This window comes from Actinomadura macrotermitis, assembly GCF_009604375.1.
Lineage (GTDB): Bacteria > Actinomycetota > Actinomycetes > Streptosporangiales > Streptosporangiaceae > Spirillospora > Spirillospora macrotermitis.
The window spans coordinates 557053-577268 of record NZ_WEGH01000004.1 but is presented as its reverse complement, the minus strand read 5'-3'; the positions used below and the strand labels follow the sequence as shown (position 1 = coordinate 577268).

At 72.8% G+C, this 20216-nt stretch carries 22 protein-coding genes; 10 read left to right on the top strand and 12 right to left on the bottom strand.

The features are described 5' to 3' along the window. Positions 1-178 precede the first annotated feature (178 nt). Together ACRB68_RS31290 and ACRB68_RS31285 are read left to right on the top strand one after the other, a co-directional pair. On the top strand, positions 179-736 hold the full coding sequence (locus ACRB68_RS31290; RefSeq protein WP_328595007.1) for an RNA polymerase sigma factor: 558 nt from the start codon (positions 179-181) through the stop codon (positions 734-736). Continuing rightward, positions 724-1644, top strand: a complete 921-nt coding sequence (locus ACRB68_RS31285; protein ID WP_153538820.1) for a CU044_5270 family protein — start codon at positions 724-726, stop codon at positions 1642-1644. Before ACRB68_RS31290 ends, ACRB68_RS31285 begins: the two co-directional genes overlap by 13 nt. Here ACRB68_RS31285 and ACRB68_RS31280 read toward each other — a convergent pair whose 3' ends face one another. Beyond that, positions 1645-2781 carry an MFS transporter gene (locus tag ACRB68_RS31280; protein ID WP_328595006.1) on the bottom strand — a complete coding sequence of 379 codons (1137 nt, stop codon included), beginning with the start codon at positions 2779-2781 and terminating at the stop codon, positions 1645-1647. Between the two features lie 54 nt (positions 2782-2835). Between ACRB68_RS31280 and ACRB68_RS31275 the strand changes: the two genes are divergently transcribed. From ACRB68_RS31275 to ACRB68_RS42655, 6 genes are all read left to right on the top strand, one after another. Further along, positions 2836-3573 (top strand): AraC family transcriptional regulator, encoded by a 738-nt coding sequence (locus ACRB68_RS31275; RefSeq protein WP_153538818.1) that lies wholly within the window; start codon positions 2836-2838, stop codon positions 3571-3573. Between the two features lie 51 nt (positions 3574-3624). Next, the gene (locus ACRB68_RS31270; RefSeq protein WP_153538816.1) at positions 3625-4257 is read left to right on the top strand and encodes a GNAT family N-acetyltransferase; all 633 of its coding nucleotides are present in this window, start codon (positions 3625-3627) and stop codon (positions 4255-4257) included. A 108-nt stretch (positions 4258-4365) separates the two neighbouring features. After that, entirely contained in the window at positions 4366-5310 is a 945-nt protein-coding gene (locus ACRB68_RS31265; RefSeq protein WP_328595005.1) for a cucumopine synthase-related protein, read from the top strand. Next, positions 5310-6389, top strand: a complete 1080-nt coding sequence (locus tag ACRB68_RS31260) for an NAD(P)/FAD-dependent oxidoreductase (RefSeq protein ID WP_153539397.1) — start codon at positions 5310-5312, stop codon at positions 6387-6389. Before ACRB68_RS31265 ends, ACRB68_RS31260 begins: the two co-directional genes overlap by 1 nt. 4 nt (positions 6390-6393) lie before the next feature. Beyond that, on the top strand, positions 6394-7929 hold the full coding sequence (locus ACRB68_RS31255) for a class I adenylate-forming enzyme family protein (protein WP_153538814.1): 1536 nt from the start codon (positions 6394-6396) through the stop codon (positions 7927-7929). A 21-nt stretch (positions 7930-7950) separates the two neighbouring features. Then, positions 7951-9171, top strand: coding sequence for a cytochrome P450 family protein (locus ACRB68_RS42655; RefSeq protein ID WP_153538812.1), 1221 nt, complete (start codon positions 7951-7953; stop codon positions 9169-9171). Positions 9172-9178: 7 nt separating this feature from the next. Here the strand turns inward: ACRB68_RS42655 and ACRB68_RS31245 are convergent, their stop codons facing one another. Beyond that, entirely contained in the window at positions 9179-10063 is an 885-nt protein-coding gene (locus tag ACRB68_RS31245; RefSeq protein WP_153538810.1) for a TIGR03620 family F420-dependent LLM class oxidoreductase, read from the bottom strand. Between the two features lie 81 nt (positions 10064-10144). On the opposite strand from ACRB68_RS31245, the gene ACRB68_RS31240 reads away from it, so the two are divergent. Further along, on the top strand, positions 10145-10717 hold the full coding sequence (locus ACRB68_RS31240; protein ID WP_153538808.1) for a TetR/AcrR family transcriptional regulator: 573 nt from the start codon (positions 10145-10147) through the stop codon (positions 10715-10717). A gap of 48 nt (positions 10718-10765) precedes the next feature. Here the strand turns inward: ACRB68_RS31240 and ACRB68_RS31235 are convergent, their stop codons facing one another. Genes ACRB68_RS31235 through ribB form a run of 5 tightly spaced genes read right to left on the bottom strand, consistent with a single transcriptional unit; the run spans position 10766 to position 15038 of the window. Next, positions 10766-11428, bottom strand: a complete 663-nt coding sequence (locus ACRB68_RS31235; protein ID WP_153538806.1) for an NADPH-dependent F420 reductase — start codon at positions 11426-11428, stop codon at positions 10766-10768. Between the two features lie 13 nt (positions 11429-11441). Continuing rightward, positions 11442-12308, bottom strand: a complete 867-nt coding sequence (locus ACRB68_RS31230) for an aldo/keto reductase (protein WP_194293526.1) — start codon at positions 12306-12308, stop codon at positions 11442-11444. Further along, positions 12305-13648 carry a flavin monoamine oxidase family protein gene (locus ACRB68_RS31225; RefSeq protein ID WP_328595068.1) on the bottom strand — a complete coding sequence of 448 codons (1344 nt, stop codon included), beginning with the start codon at positions 13646-13648 and terminating at the stop codon, positions 12305-12307. The genes ACRB68_RS31230 and ACRB68_RS31225 overlap by 4 nt, the downstream gene beginning before the upstream one ends. A 23-nt stretch (positions 13649-13671) precedes the next feature. Beyond that, positions 13672-14373, bottom strand: coding sequence for an SDR family oxidoreductase (locus ACRB68_RS31220; protein ID WP_153538801.1), 702 nt, complete (start codon positions 14371-14373; stop codon positions 13672-13674). Between the two features lie 8 nt (positions 14374-14381). Then, positions 14382-15038 (bottom strand): 3,4-dihydroxy-2-butanone-4-phosphate synthase, encoded by a 657-nt coding sequence (gene ribB, locus ACRB68_RS31215; RefSeq protein ID WP_153538799.1) that lies wholly within the window; start codon positions 15036-15038, stop codon positions 14382-14384. Positions 15039-15381: 343 nt separating this feature from the next. Between ribB and ACRB68_RS31210 the strand changes: the two genes are divergently transcribed. Beyond that, positions 15382-16101: a HisA/HisF-related TIM barrel protein gene (locus tag ACRB68_RS31210; RefSeq protein ID WP_194293525.1), complete on the top strand. Its 720-nt coding sequence runs from the start codon at positions 15382-15384 to the stop codon at positions 16099-16101. Positions 16102-16421: 320 nt separating this feature from the next. On the opposite strand, the gene ACRB68_RS31205 is transcribed toward ACRB68_RS31210, so the two are convergent. From ACRB68_RS31205 to ACRB68_RS31185, 5 genes are all read right to left on the bottom strand, one after another. Further along, positions 16422-16733: a hypothetical protein gene (locus ACRB68_RS31205; protein ID WP_153538795.1), complete on the bottom strand. Its 312-nt coding sequence runs from the start codon at positions 16731-16733 to the stop codon at positions 16422-16424. A 34-nt stretch (positions 16734-16767) separates the two neighbouring features. After that, on the bottom strand, positions 16768-17622 hold the full coding sequence (locus ACRB68_RS31200; protein WP_194293524.1) for a helix-turn-helix domain-containing protein: 855 nt from the start codon (positions 17620-17622) through the stop codon (positions 16768-16770). Between the two features lie 5 nt (positions 17623-17627). Further along, positions 17628-18212, bottom strand: coding sequence for a DUF6879 family protein (locus ACRB68_RS31195; protein ID WP_235960425.1), 585 nt, complete (start codon positions 18210-18212; stop codon positions 17628-17630). A gap of 225 nt (positions 18213-18437) precedes the next feature. Then, positions 18438-18866 carry a nitroreductase/quinone reductase family protein gene (locus ACRB68_RS31190; RefSeq protein WP_328595004.1) on the bottom strand — a complete coding sequence of 143 codons (429 nt, stop codon included), beginning with the start codon at positions 18864-18866 and terminating at the stop codon, positions 18438-18440. 9 nt (positions 18867-18875) lie between these two features. Continuing rightward, entirely contained in the window at positions 18876-20147 is a 1272-nt protein-coding gene (locus ACRB68_RS31185) for a cytochrome P450 (RefSeq protein ID WP_153538792.1), read from the bottom strand. Positions 20148-20216 lie beyond the last annotated feature (69 nt).

Sequence of the window (20216 nt, the reverse complement as noted above, 5' to 3'; positions counted from 1 at the left end):
CGGGACGGCTCCTCGGGAACGTCCCCGCCCAGGTGGTGGCCGCCGCCGATGGCATGGCCGGTCGATCTCTCGAACCTCCTCCTTTCGCCTCCGGTCGCACCCCAGGGAACTTTTCCGCGGCCCCGGAGGGATACCGGGTGAACGTTCCCCAGGAGGTTCCGATGAAAGAGCCAGCGGAGTGACCGCCCCCGTCGCCGCGGCGCCCGACGACGCCGCGGTGATCCGGCAGTCGATCGCCGACCCGGACCGCTTCACCGAGCTGTACGACCGGCACGCCCCCGCCATCCATCGTTACGCCGCCCGGCGCCTCGGCTCCGACGCCGCCGACGACCTGATGGCCGAGACGTTCCTCATCGCGTTCCGCAAGCGGCGGCGCTACGACCCGGCGCGCGCCGACGCCCGCCCGTGGCTGTACGGGATCGCCACCCGGCTGATCGCCCGCCATCGCCGGGCGGAGCTGGACCGGTACCGGCTGGCCGAACGGATCGGCGGCCAGGCCGCGCCGCCCGTCCCCGCACCCGACCCGCACACCCTGCACCCGTCCCTGGCCCGGGCGCTGGCGGAGCTGCCGAAGACCCACCGGGACGCCCTGCTCCTGGTGGCATGGGCCGAACTGTCCTACGAGGAGGTGGCCGCCGCGCTGGACGTGCCGGTGGGCACCGTCCGCTCCCGCCTGTCCCGGGCCCGCGCCCGGCTGCGCACGGAACTCACGATGGAGGAGTCATGGACGAACTGACCCTGCTGAAAGAGGCGGCACCGGAGGTCGCGCCGCCCACCACTGAGGCGCTGCGCGCGGGCCGGGCCCGCCTGGCGGCGGCGGCCCGCCCGCGCCGTTCGCGCCGTCCGCTGGCGCTCGGCGCGGCGGTGGCGGCGGCCGCGGTGGCGATCACCGTGGTCCCGTACGCCGACCCCGGGCCGACGCCCGCCGCGAGCGCCGCGGCGGTCCTGCGCGACGCGGCGGCGACGGCCGCGGCCGAACCGGACGTCCGGCCGGGCCAGTTCCGCTACGTCAAGTCCCTGACGCAGCGCCGGCACCCCCGGCTCGGCCCGTCCGGGATCGTCTGCGCCGAGTCGTGGTACCCCGCCGACGGAGCGCCCGTCACGCTGCCCGTGCACATCGCGCCGAACAGCGTGCCGGGCGGCTGCGGAAGCGCGCTGCCCAAGCCGGCCGAGCGTTCCATGCTCGTGTACGAGGGGCCGCCCGCCCACCCGCGCGCCCATGACCTGCCCACCGCGCCCGCCGCCCTGCGCGCCCGCCTCTACCGGGAGGCCGCCAAGGGGCCGCGGGCATGGGGCGAGGACCCCGGCACCCCCGCAGACCAGCTCGTCTTCGTCTTCGCCGAGCGGCTGCTGGAGGAGTCGGCGCCCTCGGCGCTGCGGGCCGCGCTCTACCGGGTGCTCGCCGAGGTCCCCGGCGTCCGTCTCGTCCGGAACGTCCGGGACCTGGCGGGACGGCCCGGCGACGCGGTGACCCGTACCTGGGGCGCGGAACGGCAGGAGATCATCCTGGACCGCGCGACCCACCGCTACCTCGGCGGCCGGCAGGTGTTCGTCAAGCCGCGCGGGGACTGGCGGCCGGGGGACCAGAGCGCGGTCGCCCAGATCCGGACGGCGATCGTCGGCAAGGCCTACCAGCGCCCGTAGTCACCGGACGGGCTCCCTGACCTCGGCGGGCTCGCGCAGGCGGCGGGCGAGGAGCCAGGCCAGGGCCGGCAGGACGGTCAGGGCGGCGAGCGTGGTGTGCAGGGAGGTCGCGTCGGCCAGGGCGCCGAGGGCCGGCGCGAGCACGCCGCCGACGCTCACCGCCAGGCCGAGGGTCACCCCGCTCGCGGTGCCCACCCGGTTCGGCAGGTAGTCCTGCCCGAGCGTGATGTGCAGCGAGAACGGCACGTACAGCGCGATCGCGGCGGCGGCCACGAACCCGTACAGCGCCGGACCCGGGACCAGCGCCACGCCGGCGACCGCAAAGACCGACGTGCCGTAGGCCCGCCGCATCGTGCGGACCCGGCCCCAGCGCCGGGCCAGCCGCCCGCCGAGCACGGTGCCGGCCGCTCCGCCGGCGAACAGCACGAACAGCGCGGCCCCGCCCGCCGTGTCGCCGGGCTGGACGCGCTGCTGCACGAACAGGCCGAGGAACGTGCTGAGGCCGACGTAGACGATCGAGCGCAGGACGATGACGGCGGACAGAGCGCGGAAGGCGGGCCAGTCGTCGCGTCCGCGCGCCTCCTCGGCCGCGCCGTCCGCGCGCCGTCCGAGGAGCGGCAGCGTGATCAGCGTGCCGAGCAGCGCGGGGACGAGCAGCAGCGGCGCCGCGGCGAGCCCGCCCGCCGCCAGCACCGGCGTCGCGATCACCGGCGCGAGCGCGAAGCCGGCGTTGCCGCCCAGCGAGAACCAGCTCATCGCGACGTGGTCGCCGCCGGTCACCGCGCGGGCCAACCGCGCCGCCTCGGGATGGTAGGCGGCGACCCCGAACCCGGTCAGCGCGATCGCCGCCAGGGAGAGCGGATAGGAGGCGGTGAGCCCGAGCAGCGCGACGCCGAGCCCGGCCGCGAGCGTGCCGGCCGGGACCAGCCACGGCATCGCCCACCGGTCGGTGAGCACCCCGAACAGCGGCTGCACCACCGACGACAGCAGGGAGGCGGCCAGCACGAACCCCGACACCGCCAGGTAGTCGTAATGCCGCTCGGCCACCAGGAACGGCACCAGCACCGGCACGACGCCCTGGTAGAGGTCGACGCTCGCATGACCGAAGGACAACAGGAAACGCTCGTTCGCACGCACCCGCCCAGCGTCGATCACCGGGCGCCGTGGCGGCTTCCGGTAATCTGCCGAACAATGCCGGTTTCCCGCCACATCCCGGTCGCGCCCACCGTGCTGCGCCGTCTCGCCGCCGGGGCGGGCATCGACGCCCACCGCCACGACGACCACCAGATCGTCTACGCCGCGCGCGGCGTGGTGTCGGTCGCCACCGGCCAGGGGCGCTGGATCGCCCCGGCGAACCGGGCGATCTGGGTGCCGGCCGGGGCCGTCCACGAGCACCGCGTCCACGGCCGCACCGACCTGCACCTGGTGGGGCTCCCGGTCACCGCGAACCCGCTCGGCCTGGCCGGGCCCGCCGTCCTGGAGGTCGGCCCCCTGCTCCGCGAGCTGATCATCGAGTACACCCGCGACCCCGGCGGCGACCCGGCCGAACGCGCGCGGCTGCTGGCCGTCCTGCTCGACCGGCTCCGGTACTCGCCCCGGCAGCCGGTGCACCTGCCCACCCCGCGCGACCCCCGGCTGGCCGCGGTGTGCGCGCTGCTGCACGCCGACCCCGCCGACGGCCGCACGCTGCCCGAGCTCGGCGCCCGGACGGGGGCGAGCGAGCGCACCCTGTCCCGGTTGTTCCGCGCCGAGCTGCACATGACGTTCCCGCAGTGGCGCACCCAGCTCCGGCTGCACCACGCGCTGATCCTGCTCGCCGAGGGCGTCCCGGTCACCGCCGTCGCGCACCGCTGCGGCTGGGCGTCGGCGAGCGCGTTCATCGACGCCTTCCGCCGCACCTTCGGCCACACCCCGGGAGCCGGCCGCTGACCTCGCGTCCGGGCGGGGCTATTGCAAGTAACTTGCAATAAGGTGACGTTCATGATCGAAGATCTCGTCCTGGCCTGGGTCCGGGGCTGGGCCGTCAGCCGGAGAACGGCGCCCCCTGTTCTTCTGGACGGCGCGTACCGGGTGGACGTGGGACTGCCGGGCCATCTCGTCCGCTATGTCGTCCCGGGCCTGGACGCGCGGGTCGTGCGGCGCCTGACCGGCCTGCGGCATGTCCCCGGGACCTGGGTGAAGATCTGCGCCGAGCCCGCGCGGGCGGCCCCGCTCCTCCCGGACGGCTGGTCGGTGCAGGAGTCCACCGAGTACCTGATGGCCGTCCCGCTGCGCCAGGACGCACCGCGAACCGTCCCCGAGGGTTACGCGCTGCACGTGAGCACGGCGGACGGGATCGTGACGGTCGCGGTGCGGACCGCTGACGGAGAGCCTGCGGCGACCGGAAGGGCGGGTCTCGCGGATGCCTACGCGGTCTTCGACCAGATCGAGACCGCACCCGCCCACCGGCGCAGAGGGCTCGGCGGTGCGGTGATGTCGGCGCTTTCGGCCGCGGCGACGGCGCAGGGCGCGGACACCGGCGTCCTGGTCGCGACCGCCGAAGGGCGCGCCCTGTACCGGCACCTCGGCTGGCAGGAGATCAGCGAGGTGACCGCGGCACACGTGCCGGCGTGACCGGCCGGGCGCGCCGGGCGAGGATGAAGCGCCACCGCTCCGACCGGACGATCCCGGTTCATCCCCTGGCTTCCGATGTAACGCTGTGTATGGATATAGTCGCTAATTGTGACTATAGAGAAGCGTATCGAGATCGAATGGCCGAGTCTGGGCCTTTCGGTGACCGCCGGGCTGGACGGGCGCAACCGCGCGCTGGCCGAGGCCCTGTGGGACGCCCTGCCCTACCGCAGCCTCCAGGGCCACGCCCTGGTGGCGGGCCACCACCTCTACCACGTGGCGCCGGTCCACGAGCTGGTGCACCTGCACGGCGAGGACCGCGTGGACCGGCGCACGGTGCCCGACGGCACCGTCTTCTGCTCCAGGCTGCAGCATCTGGGCATCAAGTACGGCGAGCTGACCGAGCCGATGGCGGCCACGCCGATCGGCCGGATCCCCGCCGACGAGCTCGACACCCTCGTCCAGGCGGGGCGCGAGGTGTGGGCGTCGGTGTACTCCACCAAGAAGCCGATCGTGGCCGAGGTGCGGCGCGCGGGCGAGGCCGGCGGCCACCGGCTGCCCCGCCTGAGCGCCCAGGACGCCTGGGCGGACGCGCTCATCGGTGACCTGCACCGCGAGACCGGCCGCATCTGGCTGGAGCCGCCCGCCGAGCTGGTGGATCTGCACCGGGGCCGCGTCGCCTCGCGGGCGGGCAGCTTCGGCACCCTGCTCACCACGCTGCTGTTCGTCAACGGCGAGACCCGCCCGCTCGGCTACAGCTGTTACGGCGGCCTGGTCCGGGCGGCGCTGGAGGGGACGCCGCTGGAGCCGCTGCGCCAGGTGGCCCGCGGCATGACGGCCACGCCCGCCGAGTTCCTCGGCTACTGCGGGCTGGACACCCTGTGGGCCTTCACCCGCCGGCTGCACGAGGGCCTCGACCGGATCGACCGCACCGAGGACTTCGTGGCGCTCATGGCCCACATGGCGATGTACGTCAACTGCCTGGGCGGCTGGAACCTGCACCTGTTCCCGTGGGAGGTGGGCGACCACCTGCGCCAGGCGGCGCCGGCCACGTGATGGGGGACGTGCCGGCGCGGGCCGAGGCCGTCGTCGTCGGCGGCGGGGTGATCGGGCTGTCGATCGCCGGCCGGCTGGCCGACGCGGGAGTGGACACCGTCCTGCTGGAACGCGACGTGCCGGGCTCGGGTGCCTCCAGGGCCACCGCGGACGTGCTGCGCGCCTACTTCGCGGGCGACCCCGTCGGGTCGGCCATGGCGGTGCGCAGCCTGGCCGCCTACCGGCGGTGGGACGACCTGCCGCTGCGCGAGGTCGGCTATCTGGTGCTGTTCACCGATCCGGAGCAGATCGCACGCTGGCGCGAGGAAGAGCCCGCCCAGCGCGCCGCCGGCGTGGCGGTCGAGCTGATCGGCGCCGCCGAGGCCCGGGAGCGCAACCCGCTGATCGCCGCGGACCTGCCGCTGCTGGGCGCGGCGTGGTCGCCGCAGGCCTACGTGTCCGACACCGCCGCGATCGTCGCCGGCTTCGTCCGGGAGGCCCGGCGGGCGGGCGCGCTGCTCTGCTCCGGCTGCCCGGTGACCGCCGTGGACGCCGGCGCCGGCCGCGTCGAGATCGAGGACGGCCGGACCATCACGGCCGGGACCATCGTGTGCGCCGCCGGCGCCTGGTCGGCGCCGCTCGCCAGGATGGCGGGGGTGGAGCTGCCCCTCGGCGAACCGGTCACGCAGGAACTGCTCGCCGCCGGGCCGCTGCCCGGCGCCCCGGAGATACCGATCACCCTGCACGCCGCCAGCGGACTGCTGGTGCGCCGTCGCGGCGAGGGCCTGCTGGTCGGGATGGGCTATCCGGGACCCGACCGGGCCGGCTGGCGCGCGCGGGTGGGCGAGCAGCTGGCGGTCACCTATCCGGATCTGGCCGGGGCCGGGCTGAGCACCGCCTTCACCGGCGTCCGCGACGTGAGCCCCGACCGCACCGCCTTCATCGGCACCGCGCCCGGGTTCGTGTACGCGGCGGGGTTCTCCGGGCGCGGCCTGTGCCTCGCTCCCGCCGCCGGGCAGATCGTGCGCGACCTCGTCCTCGGTGAGGACCCCGGCGTCGAGATGGCCGGGTTCGCGGCCTCCCCGCAGCGGGTCGGGTGAGCCGATGCCGGACAGCGCGCAAGCCGACGGCGGGTACGGACGCTCCGTCTTCGCCGGGCTGAGCTCGGCGGGGGCACGCGAGGTGCTGGTGTGCGGGCGGCGGCGCCTGTCCGGGCGCGCCGTCCTGGAGCTGGTCGCGGGCGGCGCACAGGCACTGGCCGCCCGCGGCGTCGGGCCCGGCGCCACGATCGCCTGCCTGTACGGCGGGCAGCCCGAATCGGCCGTCGCCCGCCTGGTGGCGCTCAGCCTGGGCGGCGCCTACATCCACGGCTGCCCCGAGCTTCCGGCCGAGGCCATGACACGCGCGATGCGCGCGCTGAACGCCTCGGTCCTGCTGTACGAGCCCTCCCGGGAGGCGGAGGCCGATGCGCTGCTCGCCGAATACCCGGTACCGATCGCCTGCCGCCTCGACCAGGGGCCGGGCGGCCTGTTCGCGTCCGGCGGCGGGCGGCTGGAGATCCACGACCCGCCCGATCCCGGCACGGTGAACCTGGTGACGTTCAGCAGCGGCACCACGGGCGAACGCAAGGCCGTCGCCTACAGCCACCGCGCCCAGAAGGCCCAGCTGGAGGCGGCGCGGGCGCTGTACGGGCCGGGACCGTGGCGCTTCCTGGTCGTGCCGGGGCCCCGCGTGCTGCAGGACATGTACGCGTGGTGGACGCTGGCCGGCGGCGGCACCGTCCACCTGCAGCACGACGGCCGGCCGGAGGAACTGGCCGCCGCCGTGCGCCGCGAGCGGGTGACGCACCTGCTCGCCGGCCGCCCCGTCGGCCTTTACGCCCTCACCGAGCATCCTCGGGCGACCGGCGACCCGCTCGAAAGCCTGCGCGTGGCGGTGTACGGAGGCGCGGCCGGCGTCCCGGCCCGGACGATGCGGGCGCTGGACCGGCTGGGGCCGGTGCTGATGCAGACCTACGGCACCAGCGAGGGCGGCTTCCTCACCGTGCTCACCCAGGCCGACCACGAGCGGCCCGAGCTGCTGTCCAGCGCGGGCCGCGCCGTGCCCGGGGTCGAACTGCGCGTCCGCGGCCCGGACCTCGCCGACCTGCCGGCCGGCGAGGTCGGCGAGGTCTGGGCGCGGACGCCGCAGCGGATGCTCGGCTACTGCGGCGACCCCGGACGCACCGCCGCCGCCCTGCGCGACGGCTGGGTGCGCACCGGCGACCTCGGCCGCCTGGACGACCAGGGCTACCTCTTCCTGGTCGACCGCCTCGAGGACCGGCTGCCCGGCGGGATCTACTCCCACCCCATCGAGCACGCGCTGGCCGGCCACCCGGCGGTGGTGGAGGCGGCGGTGTTCACCGTGCCGCACGCCGGCGGACCGCTCCTCGCGGGCGTCGTGGTGCGGCGGGACGGGCACCACGTCGATCCCCGGGACCTGCGCCTGCTCGTCCGCCGGACGCTCGGCCGGCGCTGCGAGCCGCAGCGCCTGTGGTTCGTCGACCGGATTCCCCGCACTCCCGCGGGCAAGCCCGACAAGGCCGCGCTGCGCGCCGGCTACCAGGACGGCGACCCCCGCTCGCTGCGGTATGCACGGTAAGTGCTGGTATCGTAACTATGTGTGACGAACTTTGCGCTTGACCGCCATCCCATCGATCCGGCCAGTCCCGACGTCCACGCGGACAACGAGCGGCTGCGGCGGGCCGGGCCGCTGGCACCCGTCGTGGTCGAGGGGGTCCCGGCCTGGGCGGCCGTCCGGTACGACGCCCTGGAGGCCGCGCTGACCCACCCGGACCTGTCCCGGGACGCGCGTCACTGGGACCCGGCGGACCGGGCCGCGGCGTGCCCGCAGTCCACGATCGCCCGGATGGCGGCGGACACCTCCTTCCTCAACGCCGAGGGCGACCGGCACCGGCGCCTGCGGGCCCCGCTGGCGCGGGCGTTCACCCCGCGCCGGGTGGAGGCCCTGCGCACCCGCGTCACCGAGATCGCCGCCGGCCTGGTCGACGAGCTGGCGCCGGGCCCGGTCGACCTGCGGGCCCGGTACGCCTACCCGCTGCCCCGGGACGTCATCCTGGAGCTGCTGGGCGTCCCCGTGCCGATGCGCGCGGACGTCCACCAGAACCTGGAGGTGGCGGCCCGGGCCGGCGGCACGCCCGGCGCGGTGACCGCCGCCCGGGCCCGGCTGCACGAGCTGCTGGGCGAGGTGCTGCGGCAGCGGCGCGGGACGCCGGGCGAGGACCTGATCACCGACCTGATCGCCGCGCAGCGGCGCGGTGACGCCGAGCTCACCGCCGAGGACCTGCTCGACACCGTCGAGCTGCTGCTGATCGCCGGGCACGTGACCATCGTCAACCTCCTCACCAACGCCGTCCGCGCGCTGCTCGCCCACCCCGGCCAGCTGGCACTGGTGCGCAGCGGGGAGAGCTCCTGGAGCCAGGTCGTGGAGGAGTGCCTGCGCTGGGACGCGCCCACGGCCTACCTGCCGATGCGCTACGCCACGCGCGACCTGGAGATCGAGGGGGTCGTGGTGCGCAAGGGGGAGGCCGTCCTGGCCTGCTACGCGTCGGCGGGCCGCGACCCGGAGCACTACGGTCCGCGGGCCGGACGGTTCGACCTGGCCGCCCCGGCCGAGAACCACCTGTCCTTCGGGCACGGCCGGCACTTCTGCCTGGGGGCCTCCCTCGCCAGGCTGGAGTCGGAGGTGGCCTTGCGGGAACTGTTCGAGACCTACCCGCACCTGTCGCTGGCCGTGCCGCCGGACCGGTTGCCGCCGTTGGTCTCGGTGCTGGGCAACAGTGTCAGCGCCCTGCCGGTGGAGCTCGGCGAGCGGGCACGGTGACCACCGGTCAGGCCGGCAGGTGCTCGGAGACCGCCTCCAAGTGGTCCACCAGGGTCGTCAGGTCCGCGTCCATGGGCTGCAGGACGACGTGGTCGGCGCCGGCGTCCAGGTGCTCGCGGACGCGTGCGGCGATGGCGTCCCCGCCGCCGCAGGCGAAGATGGCGTCCACGACCCGGTCGGACGGCTCGGGCTCCAGGTCGCCGGCGTAGCCGAGACGGCGCAGATGGGTCACGTACGGCGAACCGGGCATCGTGAAAAGTGCGGACCGCCGGGCCGCCGCCCGGGCCCGCTCGATGTCGTCGTCGAGGAACATGCCGACGCCGACGACCAGCAGCTTGCCGGGGCCGAGCGCCGCGCGGGCCAGCGCGGTGTTCTCCACCGGCAGCGTGTGGGGATAGGCGCCGTCCGCCCGCTCCCGGGCCAGTTCCAGCATCTTGGGGCCGAGGGCGGCCAGCAGGCGCGGGAAGGGGACGCCCGGGGTGACCTCGGCGGCGTCCATGCGGTCCAGGTAGCGGGTCATCTCGGCCAGCGGCCTGCCATAGGTGAGACCGGCCGCCTCCACCGCCGCGCGGGCGCTGACGCCGAGGCCGAGCGCCAGCCGGCCCGGGTGGGCGCCGGCCAGCGTCTCCGCGCCCGCCTGCATCGTCGGGGCCTGCCGGGCCCAGATGTTGGCGATCCCGGTGCCGACGACCAGCCGCCGCGTGGCCGCCAGCATCAGCCCGAGCTGGGAGAACACCTCGCTCCGGCCGATCCCCTCGTTGATCCAGGCCGAGCCGTACCGGGTCTTCTCCAGCCGGGCCAGCTCCCGCCGCCACACCTCGGCCGGCGTGCCCGGGGCCGCCAGGCCGGCCCCCACGCGGCCCCACCGCACGGCCGCCTCGAATCGCTCCATCGGACCCTCCTCACGCTTAAGCGGGGCGTGCGCCCCGTTTAGTACCCTACGGAATGTACGCCCCGCTGACGAGAGAAGTCCATGGATCCCACGCCCGCCCGGCCGCTGCGCGCCGACGCCCGCCGCAACCGCGAGCGGATCCTCGCGGCGGCCCGCGCGGCGTTCGAGGCCGAGGGGGACGCGGTGCCCCTGGACGAGATCGCGCGCCGCGCCGGGGTCGGCGCCGGCACCGTCCACCGGCACTTCCCGACCAAGGAGTCGCTGCTGGAGGCCGTCGTCGGCAACATGACGGAGCTGATCGAGGACGCCCGCACCCGGCTGGACCGCCCCGACCCCGGGCCTGAGTTCTTCGGCTACTTCGCCCTGCTGGTCGAGCGCGGCGCGGACAACCGCGCCCTCACCGGGGCGCTGGCCAAGGCGGGCGCCGACCTCCAGGCCATCGCCGACGGCCCCGGCCGCGAGCTGCTGGCGGCCCTCGGCGCCCTGCTCGCCCGCGCGCAGCAGTCCGGCGCCGTCCGCCCCGACGTGACGGCCCAGCACGTGAAGGCGCTGCTCATCGGCATGTACGCGGGCGACGACTGGCTAGGCGGAACCCCCGAGGACCGCCGCCGCCTCCTCACTGTGGTCACCGACGGCCTGCGCTCCCGACCCTGAGGCCGGGGCGTTCCCGAGCCGGGTCGTGCGCCGCCTCAAGGAGAGCGCTCAGGAGGCGGTGCGGACGATCTTGAAGCCGAAACGGTCGGTGCCGAGGGCCTTGTACAAGTCGATCCACATGCGGAGCAGCATCTCCGGGGCCCGGGCGCTGGCGATGGGGCCGAGATCGATGATGTCGCGCCAACCGAGATCATGCAGGAGGAGGCCGACGACCTGCTTCGCATCGCCGTGGTCGCCGCTGATGAAGACGGTCTGGTCGGCGCTGCCGGCGAGGGCGGGATCGGGCATCAGGGCCGCGGCCATCGTGTTGAGGGTCTTCACCACGCGGGCCCGCGGGAGGGCGCGCTGGATCTGCTCGCCGAGGCTGTCGGTGTTGACCGGGGAGAGGACGGCGCCGTCGGCCTTCCCGTCGAAGGGGCTGGAAACGTCCATCAGGACGCTGCCGCCGATGTCGTCGGCGAGGGAGCCGAGGAGGTCGACGCAGAGAGGGCCGGGAAGAGCGTTGACGACGACGTCGGCCTCGGCGGCGGCTTCGGCGAAGGTGACCAGCAGCAGGGCGGGATGCGCGTCCAGGACGGCCCGCAGCCGGGGTTTGGCGCTGCGGGGGAGGTCTGGGTCGCGCGTGCCGATCGCCACGGCGTGGCCTCTGGCCTCGAAGGCCGGGGCCAGGGCGCGCCCGACCTCCCCGGTGCCGAGAATGCCTATCTTCATGCGGATGCGCTCCTCAGCGGGTTGGAAGGAGCCCGTCGTACGGAGCCGCCGGGTAGGCGGCGTCCAGGCTTCCGACGTCGGCGGGTGTCAGGCGCAGGTCGGCCGAGGCCGCGTTGGCCAGGGTGTGCTCGGGTCTGTAGGAGCGGGCCAGCAGCATGATGGAGTCATGACGGGCCAGCCAGGCCAGGGCGACCTGCGCGGTGCTCGCACCGTGGCACCGGGCGATGCGTTCCAGAACGGGATTGCCCGGGTGCCCCGGAGGGGGGAAGACGCCAGAGCCGAGAGGGCTGTAGGCGATGGTGGACAGGCCCATCCGGTCGCCTCGGGGGAGGACCCGGTGTTCGATGCGCCGTTCGGCCAGGTGGTAGAAGATCTGGTTGCAGGCCGCTTCTCCCCGGGGCGAAAGCCGGGCGAGATGATCCAGGTCCTGGAGAGAGAAGTTGCTGACCCCCCAGTGACGTATGGCGCCTTCCTGCTGGAGCGATCGGAAGGCGGTGACGCATTCCTCCAGGGACGCGTCGCCGGGCCAGTGCAGAAGGTACAGGTCGAGGCGGTCCGTGCCCAGCCGGCGGCAACTGGCATGACAGGCGGCCCGGACGTCTGCGGCGCGGGTGGCGTGATCAGGGTGGACCTTGGAGGTGAGGAACACATCGTCACGGCGCGCGAGCAGGATACGGCCCAGAAGCTCCTCCGCCCGCCCCTTGCCGTAGTCCTCGGCCGTGTCAAGGTGCGTCATGCCGGCATCGATCCCGCTGAGGATCGAGCGGCGGGCCTGCTCGTAGTCGGCCTGCTCCAGCTTCCACGTCCCCTGGCCCACTATGGGCAGAAACTCCCCGGTCGTGCCGAGCCGCCGGTATCGCAAGGCGATCACTTCCTTCACAGCGGACGGGATCGCCTGGAGGCGGCGCGCGGGGAGCGGAGGGCGTCCAGGACGGTGCAGGCCGCCTGCTCGCCCGAAGCGATCACACCCTCGATCCATCCCGAGCGTGGGGCCCCTGACGTCGCCGCGCACCGCGCGGAGGCCAGCTCCGTACGCGCATCGGTGCGGCTGGTGGGCTGCCAGTCGCCGTCGAAGGCGCCCCGGGCGAAGGGCATTCGGCTCCAGTCGGCTTCCGCGGTGCCCAGGACGGCGCCCGGTCCGTCGACCCCCGGGTGCAGACGGGCCAGCTCGGCGACGACCGCGCCAGGCCTCCTCGCCGCGGGGACGAGGTCGAGCGGCGCGGTGTCCTCGGCCGTGGCGTATGCGGTCAGCACCGCGCACTCGCATCCATCCCGCGGGTAGGAGGGGTGGGAGTAGAACACTTGCCGCAGCAGGGGGCCGCCTGCTGATCCACCGCTGGTGATGCCTTCGTCCTGCCAGACGGGCCGCCGCAGATGGAGCAGCACCTTCCGGGCGGAGGCCGGCGGCGGCCAGGACGCGGCATGAACGGCCAGGGCGCGCACGGGACCGTCGAGCACGAGTCGCGGCAGCAGCCAGGGTGGCAGGGCGAGCACAACGGCGGACGCCCGGACGTGCAGCCGGCCGCCGGTCCCCGCGCATACGGCGGTCACGGCTTTCGGCCGCTCTGTCAGCCGAGCGAGCCGGTACCCCGTCAGCGGCGGCCGGTCGAGCATCCCGGCCAGCGCTTCGGGCAGCCTGGACAATCCCCCCTCCACCGTGAAAGCGGGCTTGAACTCGGCCGCCAGCTCCCGCAGTGCCACGGCCAGGTCCCGGTGCGAGTCCCGCAGGGCGGCGGCGCACACCTGCAGGAACTCGACCAGCCGGGAGGGGAGGTCCTGCGCTTCGCGGAAAGCCGGAAGCGCAGGAAGGGCGTCCGAGGGGCGGGCGAGCGCCGCCACCGTGCGTGGGGCCACCGCGTCCAGGAGGATCTCCAGTGTTCGCGCGCCGGCGTGGGGACCACGCGGCGCCGTCAGGACGTCCGCCGCCGCGCCGACGCCGCGGTCTGTGGCCAGCAGGCTGCGAGGATCGGCGAACATGGGCGCGAACGGCGTCCTTCGCCCCGCCAGCCCTGCCCGTCGCAGCAACCGCTGTACGGCTGTGTGCTCTTCGAGCACGCGCATGGCGCCCAGCTCGCCGACGGCATGACGGTGCGGCGCGGGAAAGGCATGACTGCGGACGCGACCGCCGATCCGACCGGACGCCTCCACCAGCAGGACATCGACCCCCGCATCCTGCAGGGCGACCGCGGCCGCCAGACCGCTCATCCCCGCCCCCGCCACCACGACATCGGCCCCTGCCGCGCTCACCACGGCAGTACCGCGCCCCGGTGGTCGATGAAACGGCCCTCCCGGTCGGTGGCGGGATCGTCGAGGAGGCGTTCGATGTCCGCCGCCACCTCGGCCGCGGGCACCTTCTCGTGCCGCCCGGGATGCGGGTCCGACCAACTGCGCCCCATATCGGTGTCGAGCCAGCCCGGATGCAGGCAGATCACCCCGATGCCGTCAGCGGCGAGGTCCAGGGCCAGCGACCGGCTGATCGCGTTGAGCGCCGCCTTGGAGGCCCGGTAGGCGTAGTTCCCGCCGTCCTCGTTCAGCCCCATGCTGCCCATCAGGCCGCTGACGTTCACGATCGTGCGCCCGCTTCCGCGGCGCAGCGCGGGCAGCAGCGCCCGCACCATTTCCAGCGGCCCGAGGGCGTTGACGGTGAACTCCTCGAGCATCGTTTCACGCCGGGCGTCCTCCAGGCCCGCGCCCGGGCCGTCGAACACCCCGGCGACGTTCACCAGCACGTCCAGCGGTCCGCTCCCGACCAGGGCGGCCAGGCGTGCGACATGCTCAGGGCGCGAGACGTCCAGCTCCACCGGACGCACCCCGGCGTGCTCGGGCGCCGCACCGATGTCCCGCACTCCTGCCAGCACGCGCCACCCGGCCTGCGCGAAGTGCACCGCCACACTGCGGCCCAGCCCGCGGCTCGCGCCGGTCACCACCATCGTTCCGCCGTCCATGACTCACCTCAGATCCTCGGCTGTGCGGGCCGGCCCGATCTCCGGTAGGCGATCAGATCCGCGATGGTGACCAGGGTCAGCCCGTGCCGCCCGGCGAAATCCCGCAGCTCCTCCAGCCGCGCCATGTCACCGGTGCTCCGCTGGGAGACCACTTCGCCGATGACCCCCACCGGCTCCAGCCCCGCCAGGCGCAGCAGGTCGACCGTCGCTTCGGTGTGTCCCGCCCGCTCCAGCACACCGCCGTTCTTCGCGCGCAACGGCAGCACGTGCCCAGGCCGGATGAAGTCCGCCGGCCCGGAGGACGGATCGGCGAGCAGGCGCAGCGTGCGGGCCCGGTCCGCGCCCGATATCCCGGTCGTCACCCCTTCCCGGGCGTCGGCGCTGACCCGGTAGGCGGTTCCCTTGGGGTCCTCGTTGTCCTCGACCATCTCCGGCAGGTCGAGGCGCCGGCACACCTCGTCCGGCATCGGGGCGCACAGGTATCCGGAGGTGTAGCGGACCATGAAGTCGAGGATCTCGTCCGTGACGAGGGCCGCGGACGCCACCAGGTCCCCCTCGTTCTCCCTGGTCTCGGCATCGAGCACGAGGATCGGTCTGCCGTCGGCGAGGTCCGACAGCGCCTGCTCGATGGCGGAGAAACGCTCCCAGGGGTCGTTGTCGTTCATCGACTCCTCATGATCACTCGAATGGCCTTTCCGATGGCCGCCGGACAATGCGATCAATGTACCCGCCCGCTCCGGGGCGCTCACTTGCCGGCGGGTGAGCTTCGCGTAGGCCCATTCCCTTTCTGATCATTTTCGGTAAAGGCTCATGCGGTGGGAGGCTGGTGATGGCGGTGAGGGTGATCTGGAAGTGCTCGCAGAGATGAAAGGTGAAAGACGAATATGATCAAGCAGGCCGTTTTAGAGGGCGCTTCGACGGGTAATTTCACGGATGCCTGCAGGGGAGGGCGGTCGGCCGGTGACAGTCGAGAAAAGGCTCGCTCAAGGAATTCCGGAGAAGTCGCTCATGTGCTGCGTGGTCGTCGACGACCAGGGGCGCATGACCGAACCGGCCGGCGTCCCCGCGCTGCGGGGCGACACCGATCCGGTCCGTATGGCGCGCCACTACCGCAGCGCCGGCGCCGAGGTCATGTTCGTGGACATCTGGGATGACTGGTCGCGTTCGGAGCGCATCCTGCCGCTCGTTCGACGGCTCGCCGGCACCGGCCTGTCCCTGGTCGTCAGCGTCGACAACGGAGCCCTTCCCTCTGTCGGGCACGCCCGTTCCGTCCTCGCCGCCGGGGCCTTCGCCGTGACCGTCAACACCGTCGCCCACGACGCTCCCGACCTCGTACGGTCGGCGGCCGGCGCGCTCGGGGGCGAGCATCTGGTCGGCGTCGTCAACGTCGTCACCGACCCGGCGGGCGCCTGGGACGTCCGCGTCGACGGCGGCAGGCGCTCCACCGGCGTACACCCCGCCGCCCGGGCCGGCGAGCTCTCCGCCCTCGGCGTCGGTTCTTTGATCATCAATGACATGGACCACGAACAGCGCGGAGGAGGCTTCAACCTCCCCCTCCTGAAGGCCGTCCTGGAGACCGCCACGGTCCCGGTGATCTGTGGCGGGGGAAGCCGGTCCCCGGAAGACCTTCCCCCGGCGATCGCCGCCGGCGCCCATTCGGTCCTGGTGCTCACGCAACTGCATGACGGAAGTCATACCGTGCAAGAACTCCTCGACGTCCTGCGCTGATCGGCGCTGTGTGCGGCCCGTAAGTGCCGGACGCTCGATGTGAACCGCACATCGCCGCTGGAGCGCGATGCGCGCCGAGGTCCTGTGGGCCGTGAATGCTTTTGGCAGCGGGCCGGTGGTAGTTAAGGTCTCTGGTGGAGGCAGCGTCGAAGGGGCGACATGCTTTTCGGTCGCGCTAAGTCGAGCGGCCGCCGTAAAGAGCGTCGGTCGCTTCTATGACTGAACGGACTGCGCTGCTGTTCGCACCGCATCAGGCGTCTGGTCAAAGCCGACCTCGTACTTCACAACCGCGAGCCCGGACCTTCTGCCGGATGGACGGATCAGATGCGGATGCCCATGATGCTGGCGACGTGGCGGGCCGCCCGCATGGTGTCGTCGGCGAGGCAGATCGGGTCGCCCCATTCGTAGAAGAACCACCAGCCGTCCCGGTGCCGGCGGCACGAGACGGTCTCGCGGATGTCGCTGTTGTAGGCGCGGGTGACGTAGAGGATCAGCCCTTGGTCGGCGGGCTGCTGCACCACGGCCCGCAGCGGGGTGAGTTCTTCGACGGCCCGCCCGAGCGCCGCGAGCCTGCCGCGCTGGAACTCCTCATCGGACACCGGGGCCGTGGTCTCGTGCTTCATCGCATCCATGGCCAGGACGGTAGGAACGAAGCGAGCGCCGCAGCTAGGAACTTTCACGGAGTTGCACGAGCTCGGCTCGGCGGACGGCGATCAGCTTCCTGGCCTGCTCTCCGTACACCGCTTGTGACTGCAGGGTGCGGAAGACGCGCGCCATGAAGGCCACCTCCTGTGGCTCGACGGTCCTGATGCGGCCGATGAAGGTCTCGGTGCGGACCATCGCGTCGTCGAAGATGTAGAAGCCCTCACCGCCCCAGAGGCGACGGACCGCGTTGGCGGGGATGATCCCCAGCGCCACGCTCGGCAGCCGGGCGGCCGACTCCAGGAAGTCCAGCTGCTCGATCATGGTGTCCACGCCGCCCATGATGATGTTCAGCGCGCCGTATTCGAGCACGAACGAGTAGCGGTGCCTTCCCGAATAGAGGAGCCGCTGGCGTTCCAGGCGGGCGGCCGTCGCCTCTTCGATGTCGTCGGGGAGCTCGTACAGGTCCGCGGTGGCCTGCATGACCGCCCGGACGTAGCCGGGGGTCTGCAGGATGCCGGGCGGGCATATCGACTCATACGCCCGGAGCAGCTTCGTCGACTCGTAGAGCGGAGTTCCCTGGGCCTGGACACGCTTCATGCCACCGCGCAGTTTTGTGCGGTTGTGCTCCCACATGAGAGCGATGTCGCGGTAGGTGGCGATGAGTTCGGGGATCTGGGTCTCTGCTCGGCAGGCGATGCACCAGACGCGGATGTCGTTCTCGGAGGGGTTCTGCCGGCCGTGCTCCAGCCGGGACACCTTGGTGGGGTGCAGGCCGGTCAACTCCGCGAGCTCGCGGCCCTTGAGCCGGGCGTCCTTGCGCAGGTTCCGCAGGCGTTCCCCGAACGCCTGCCTGGCGAGTTCAGCCTCATCGGACACAGGCCTCAGGCCTTGTAGTTCTCATGGTCGACGGCGAGTGCCCACACCGCTTCGAACGCCGATGCGCAGGAGGCGGCAAGGGCCGGAGCGTCGCTGAACTGGTGCCCTACGACCCTGCCGTCACCGTCGAAGATCGAGAAGCGGACCATGCGGCCGTCGAACACCCAGAAGGGGTTGCCCGGCAGGAGCAGGGACGAGGCCAGCGGGCGTGGCAGCCAGCGCACCCATTCGCCGGCCGCGATGTTGTGTTCGGCCGTGAGGCTGTGCTCCCACTTGATGTATTCACTGGCGGGCTCGGACACGATGCGGGCTCGTCGCACCTGCACCCCGCGCGCCACGGCGGCGCTGACCGCGTCCCGGAAGGCGCGGCCATCGCTCGTCTGAGGCTGTGGCCGCCCCTCCTTCCAGGCCAGAAAGCGAGGGTCGTCGGTGATGTGCTGATCGTGCATCTCCAGATGCACCGCCGACGTGGTGCAGTCCGCCAGGAGTTCAGCGAACGTCGGCTTGCTCTCGGCGCGTCCGTACGTCCTCAGCCGGGCGGGGGTGGGCTCCAGGCGTGAAGTGTCGCTTCCTGCGCTCGTAGTTGCCACGCGCCGCCTCCATGATGATCTCCGCCATCGCGGCGGGGAGCCGTACGACCGGCTCGGTGTCCTTGCGGATGAAGGTGAGGTGCACGACCGCCCTCCGCCCGAAAACTTTCACCGAGTTGCGCTGGCATCGAGCCTTCGATGCTTTGAGCCGTGCGTCAAGGAAGCGTGAGGCAAGTATCGCGACGTGGTTGTGGAGATGTGGGGGTTATGTCGGGCGGATCGGAATTAAGGGTGGGGCTCCAGGATGATCAGGGGGAGGTCTCGGGTGGATTTGGTCTGGTAGGTGTCGTAGGTCGGGAAAACGGCCGTCATTACCGGCCACAGCTTTTGCTTCTCGTCCGGTGACGCCGTGCGGGCGTGGGCGGGGAACTTCTCCGCGCCCACCTGCACGTTGACCTCCGGGTCCGCGGTCAGGTTGAGGTACCAGGCCGGGTCCTGGTCGGAGCCGCCGTTGGAGGCGACCAGCAGATGACGGCCCTCGGCCTCGCCGTAGATCAGGGCGGTGCGGCGGAGGGTGCCCGTTCTGCGGCCGCGGGTCGTCAGGAGCAGGGTGGGCATGCCCTGGTACAGGTGGCCCTTTTGGCCGTCGGTTTCGACGTAGTTGCGGATGTGGGACGCGACCCAGCCGGTGGGGCTGTCGGTGGGTTCTTCCACGGATCCCTTTCAGCGGGGCCAGGTGCACTGGAGGTGCTTGATGCCGTTGATGAAGTTCGAATAGAGGCGGTCGGGGCGGCCGGTGGCGCGGATCTCGGGGACGCGGGTGAACAGCTCGCGGAACATCACCGTCATCTCGCGGCGGGCCAGGTTGGCGCCCATGCAGAAGTGCGGGCCCGGGCCGCCGAAGCCGACGTGGGGGTTGGGGGAGCGGGTGATGTCGAAGGTGTCGGGGTCGGCGAACACCTCGGCGTCGCGGTTGGCCGAGTTGTAGAACAGCAGGACCTTGTCGCCCGCCCTGTAGTGGTGGCCGTTCATCTCGTGGTCGCGGGTCAGGGTGCGCCGGAACTGGATGACCGGGGTGGACATCCGGAGGATCTCCTCGATCGCGCCGGGGATGCGGGCGTCGAAGTCCGACAGCAGCAGCTCGCGCTGGTCCGGGTTGTCGGTGAGGAGCTTCAGGCCGTGCGACATGGCGTTGCGGGTCGTCTCGTTCCCGGCGACGACCAGCAGGATGAAGAACGAGCCGATCTCCTGGTCGGTGAGGGACTCGCCGTCGATGTTGGCGGTGACCAGGGCCGACACCAGGTCGTCGCCCGGCTCGCGGCGCCGGCGGCGGGCCAGCTTCATCGCCAGGTGGTTCAGCTCGTACCCGGCGGCCAGGCCGGCGGTGAGGCCGTACAGGATGCCGGTGCGGGTGACGCCGGACTTGGCGAACTCCCGGCCGCCGGTGTACTCGGGGTCGCCGAGCCCGAGGATGACGTTGGTGCGCTCGTAGACCGTCGGCCGGACGTGCTCGGGGATGCCCATCATGTCGCAGATGACCTGGAGCGGCAGCCGGGCCGCGACCTGGGTGACGAAGTCGCCGGGCCCGTCGCGCAGCAGGTCGTCGACGATGCGGGTCGCCGACCTCTGCAGGTCCTCCTCCAGCTTGGCCAGGACGCGCGGGGTGAACGCGCGGGACACGATGCGGCGGATCTTGGCGTGCCGCGGGTCGTCCATGTTGATCATCGAGCCGAAGTAGCGGGCCAGGTAGGGCGGCAGGTCGGCGATGCTGTTGGAGCACGGCTCGCTGGAGAAGACCTCGGGGTTGCGGCTCGCCCCGACGACGTCGGCGTGCCGGACGAGCGCCCAGTAGCCCGCGCCGTTCTTGATGAACGGCAGCTTGAGTTCGGGGAAGAACCGCGGATGGTCGCGTTCGCGCAGTTCGGCGAAGGCCGCCTCGCGCTGCCACCGGGGCAGCGCCCAGAAATCCAGGTCGGACAGGTCGATTCGGGTCATCGTCGTCACGCTGCACCGTCCCCGGGGCCCGCATCCAGAACGCAATTCGGTTCCATCGAAGCGAGCCCC

Coding starts and splice junctions, on each gene's coding strand:
- ACRB68_RS31285 (WP_153538820.1), top strand. CDS start 724: ATGGACGAACTGACCCTGCTGAAAGAGGCGGCACCGGAGGTCGCGCCG.
- ACRB68_RS31275 (WP_153538818.1), top strand. CDS start 2,836: ATGCCGGTTTCCCGCCACATCCCGGTCGCGCCCACCGTGCTGCGCCGT.
- ACRB68_RS31270 (WP_153538816.1), top strand. CDS start 3,625: ATGATCGAAGATCTCGTCCTGGCCTGGGTCCGGGGCTGGGCCGTCAGC.
- ACRB68_RS31260 (WP_153539397.1), top strand. CDS start 5,310: ATGGGGGACGTGCCGGCGCGGGCCGAGGCCGTCGTCGTCGGCGGCGGG.
- ACRB68_RS31255 (WP_153538814.1), top strand. CDS start 6,394: ATGCCGGACAGCGCGCAAGCCGACGGCGGGTACGGACGCTCCGTCTTC.
- ACRB68_RS31245 (WP_153538810.1), bottom strand. CDS start 10,063: ATGGAGCGATTCGAGGCGGCCGTGCGGTGGGGCCGCGTGGGGGCCGGC.
- ACRB68_RS31240 (WP_153538808.1), top strand. CDS start 10,145: ATGGATCCCACGCCCGCCCGGCCGCTGCGCGCCGACGCCCGCCGCAAC.
- ACRB68_RS31235 (WP_153538806.1), bottom strand. CDS start 11,428: ATGAAGATAGGCATTCTCGGCACCGGGGAGGTCGGGCGCGCCCTGGCC.
- ACRB68_RS31220 (WP_153538801.1), bottom strand. CDS start 14,373: ATGGACGGCGGAACGATGGTGGTGACCGGCGCGAGCCGCGGGCTGGGC.
- ribB (WP_153538799.1), bottom strand. CDS start 15,038: ATGAACGACAACGACCCCTGGGAGCGTTTCTCCGCCATCGAGCAGGCG.
- ACRB68_RS31210 (WP_194293525.1), top strand. CDS start 15,382: ATGTGCTGCGTGGTCGTCGACGACCAGGGGCGCATGACCGAACCGGCC.
- ACRB68_RS31205 (WP_153538795.1), bottom strand. CDS start 16,733: ATGGATGCGATGAAGCACGAGACCACGGCCCCGGTGTCCGATGAGGAG.
- ACRB68_RS31185 (WP_153538792.1), bottom strand. CDS start 20,147: ATGACCCGAATCGACCTGTCCGACCTGGATTTCTGGGCGCTGCCCCGG.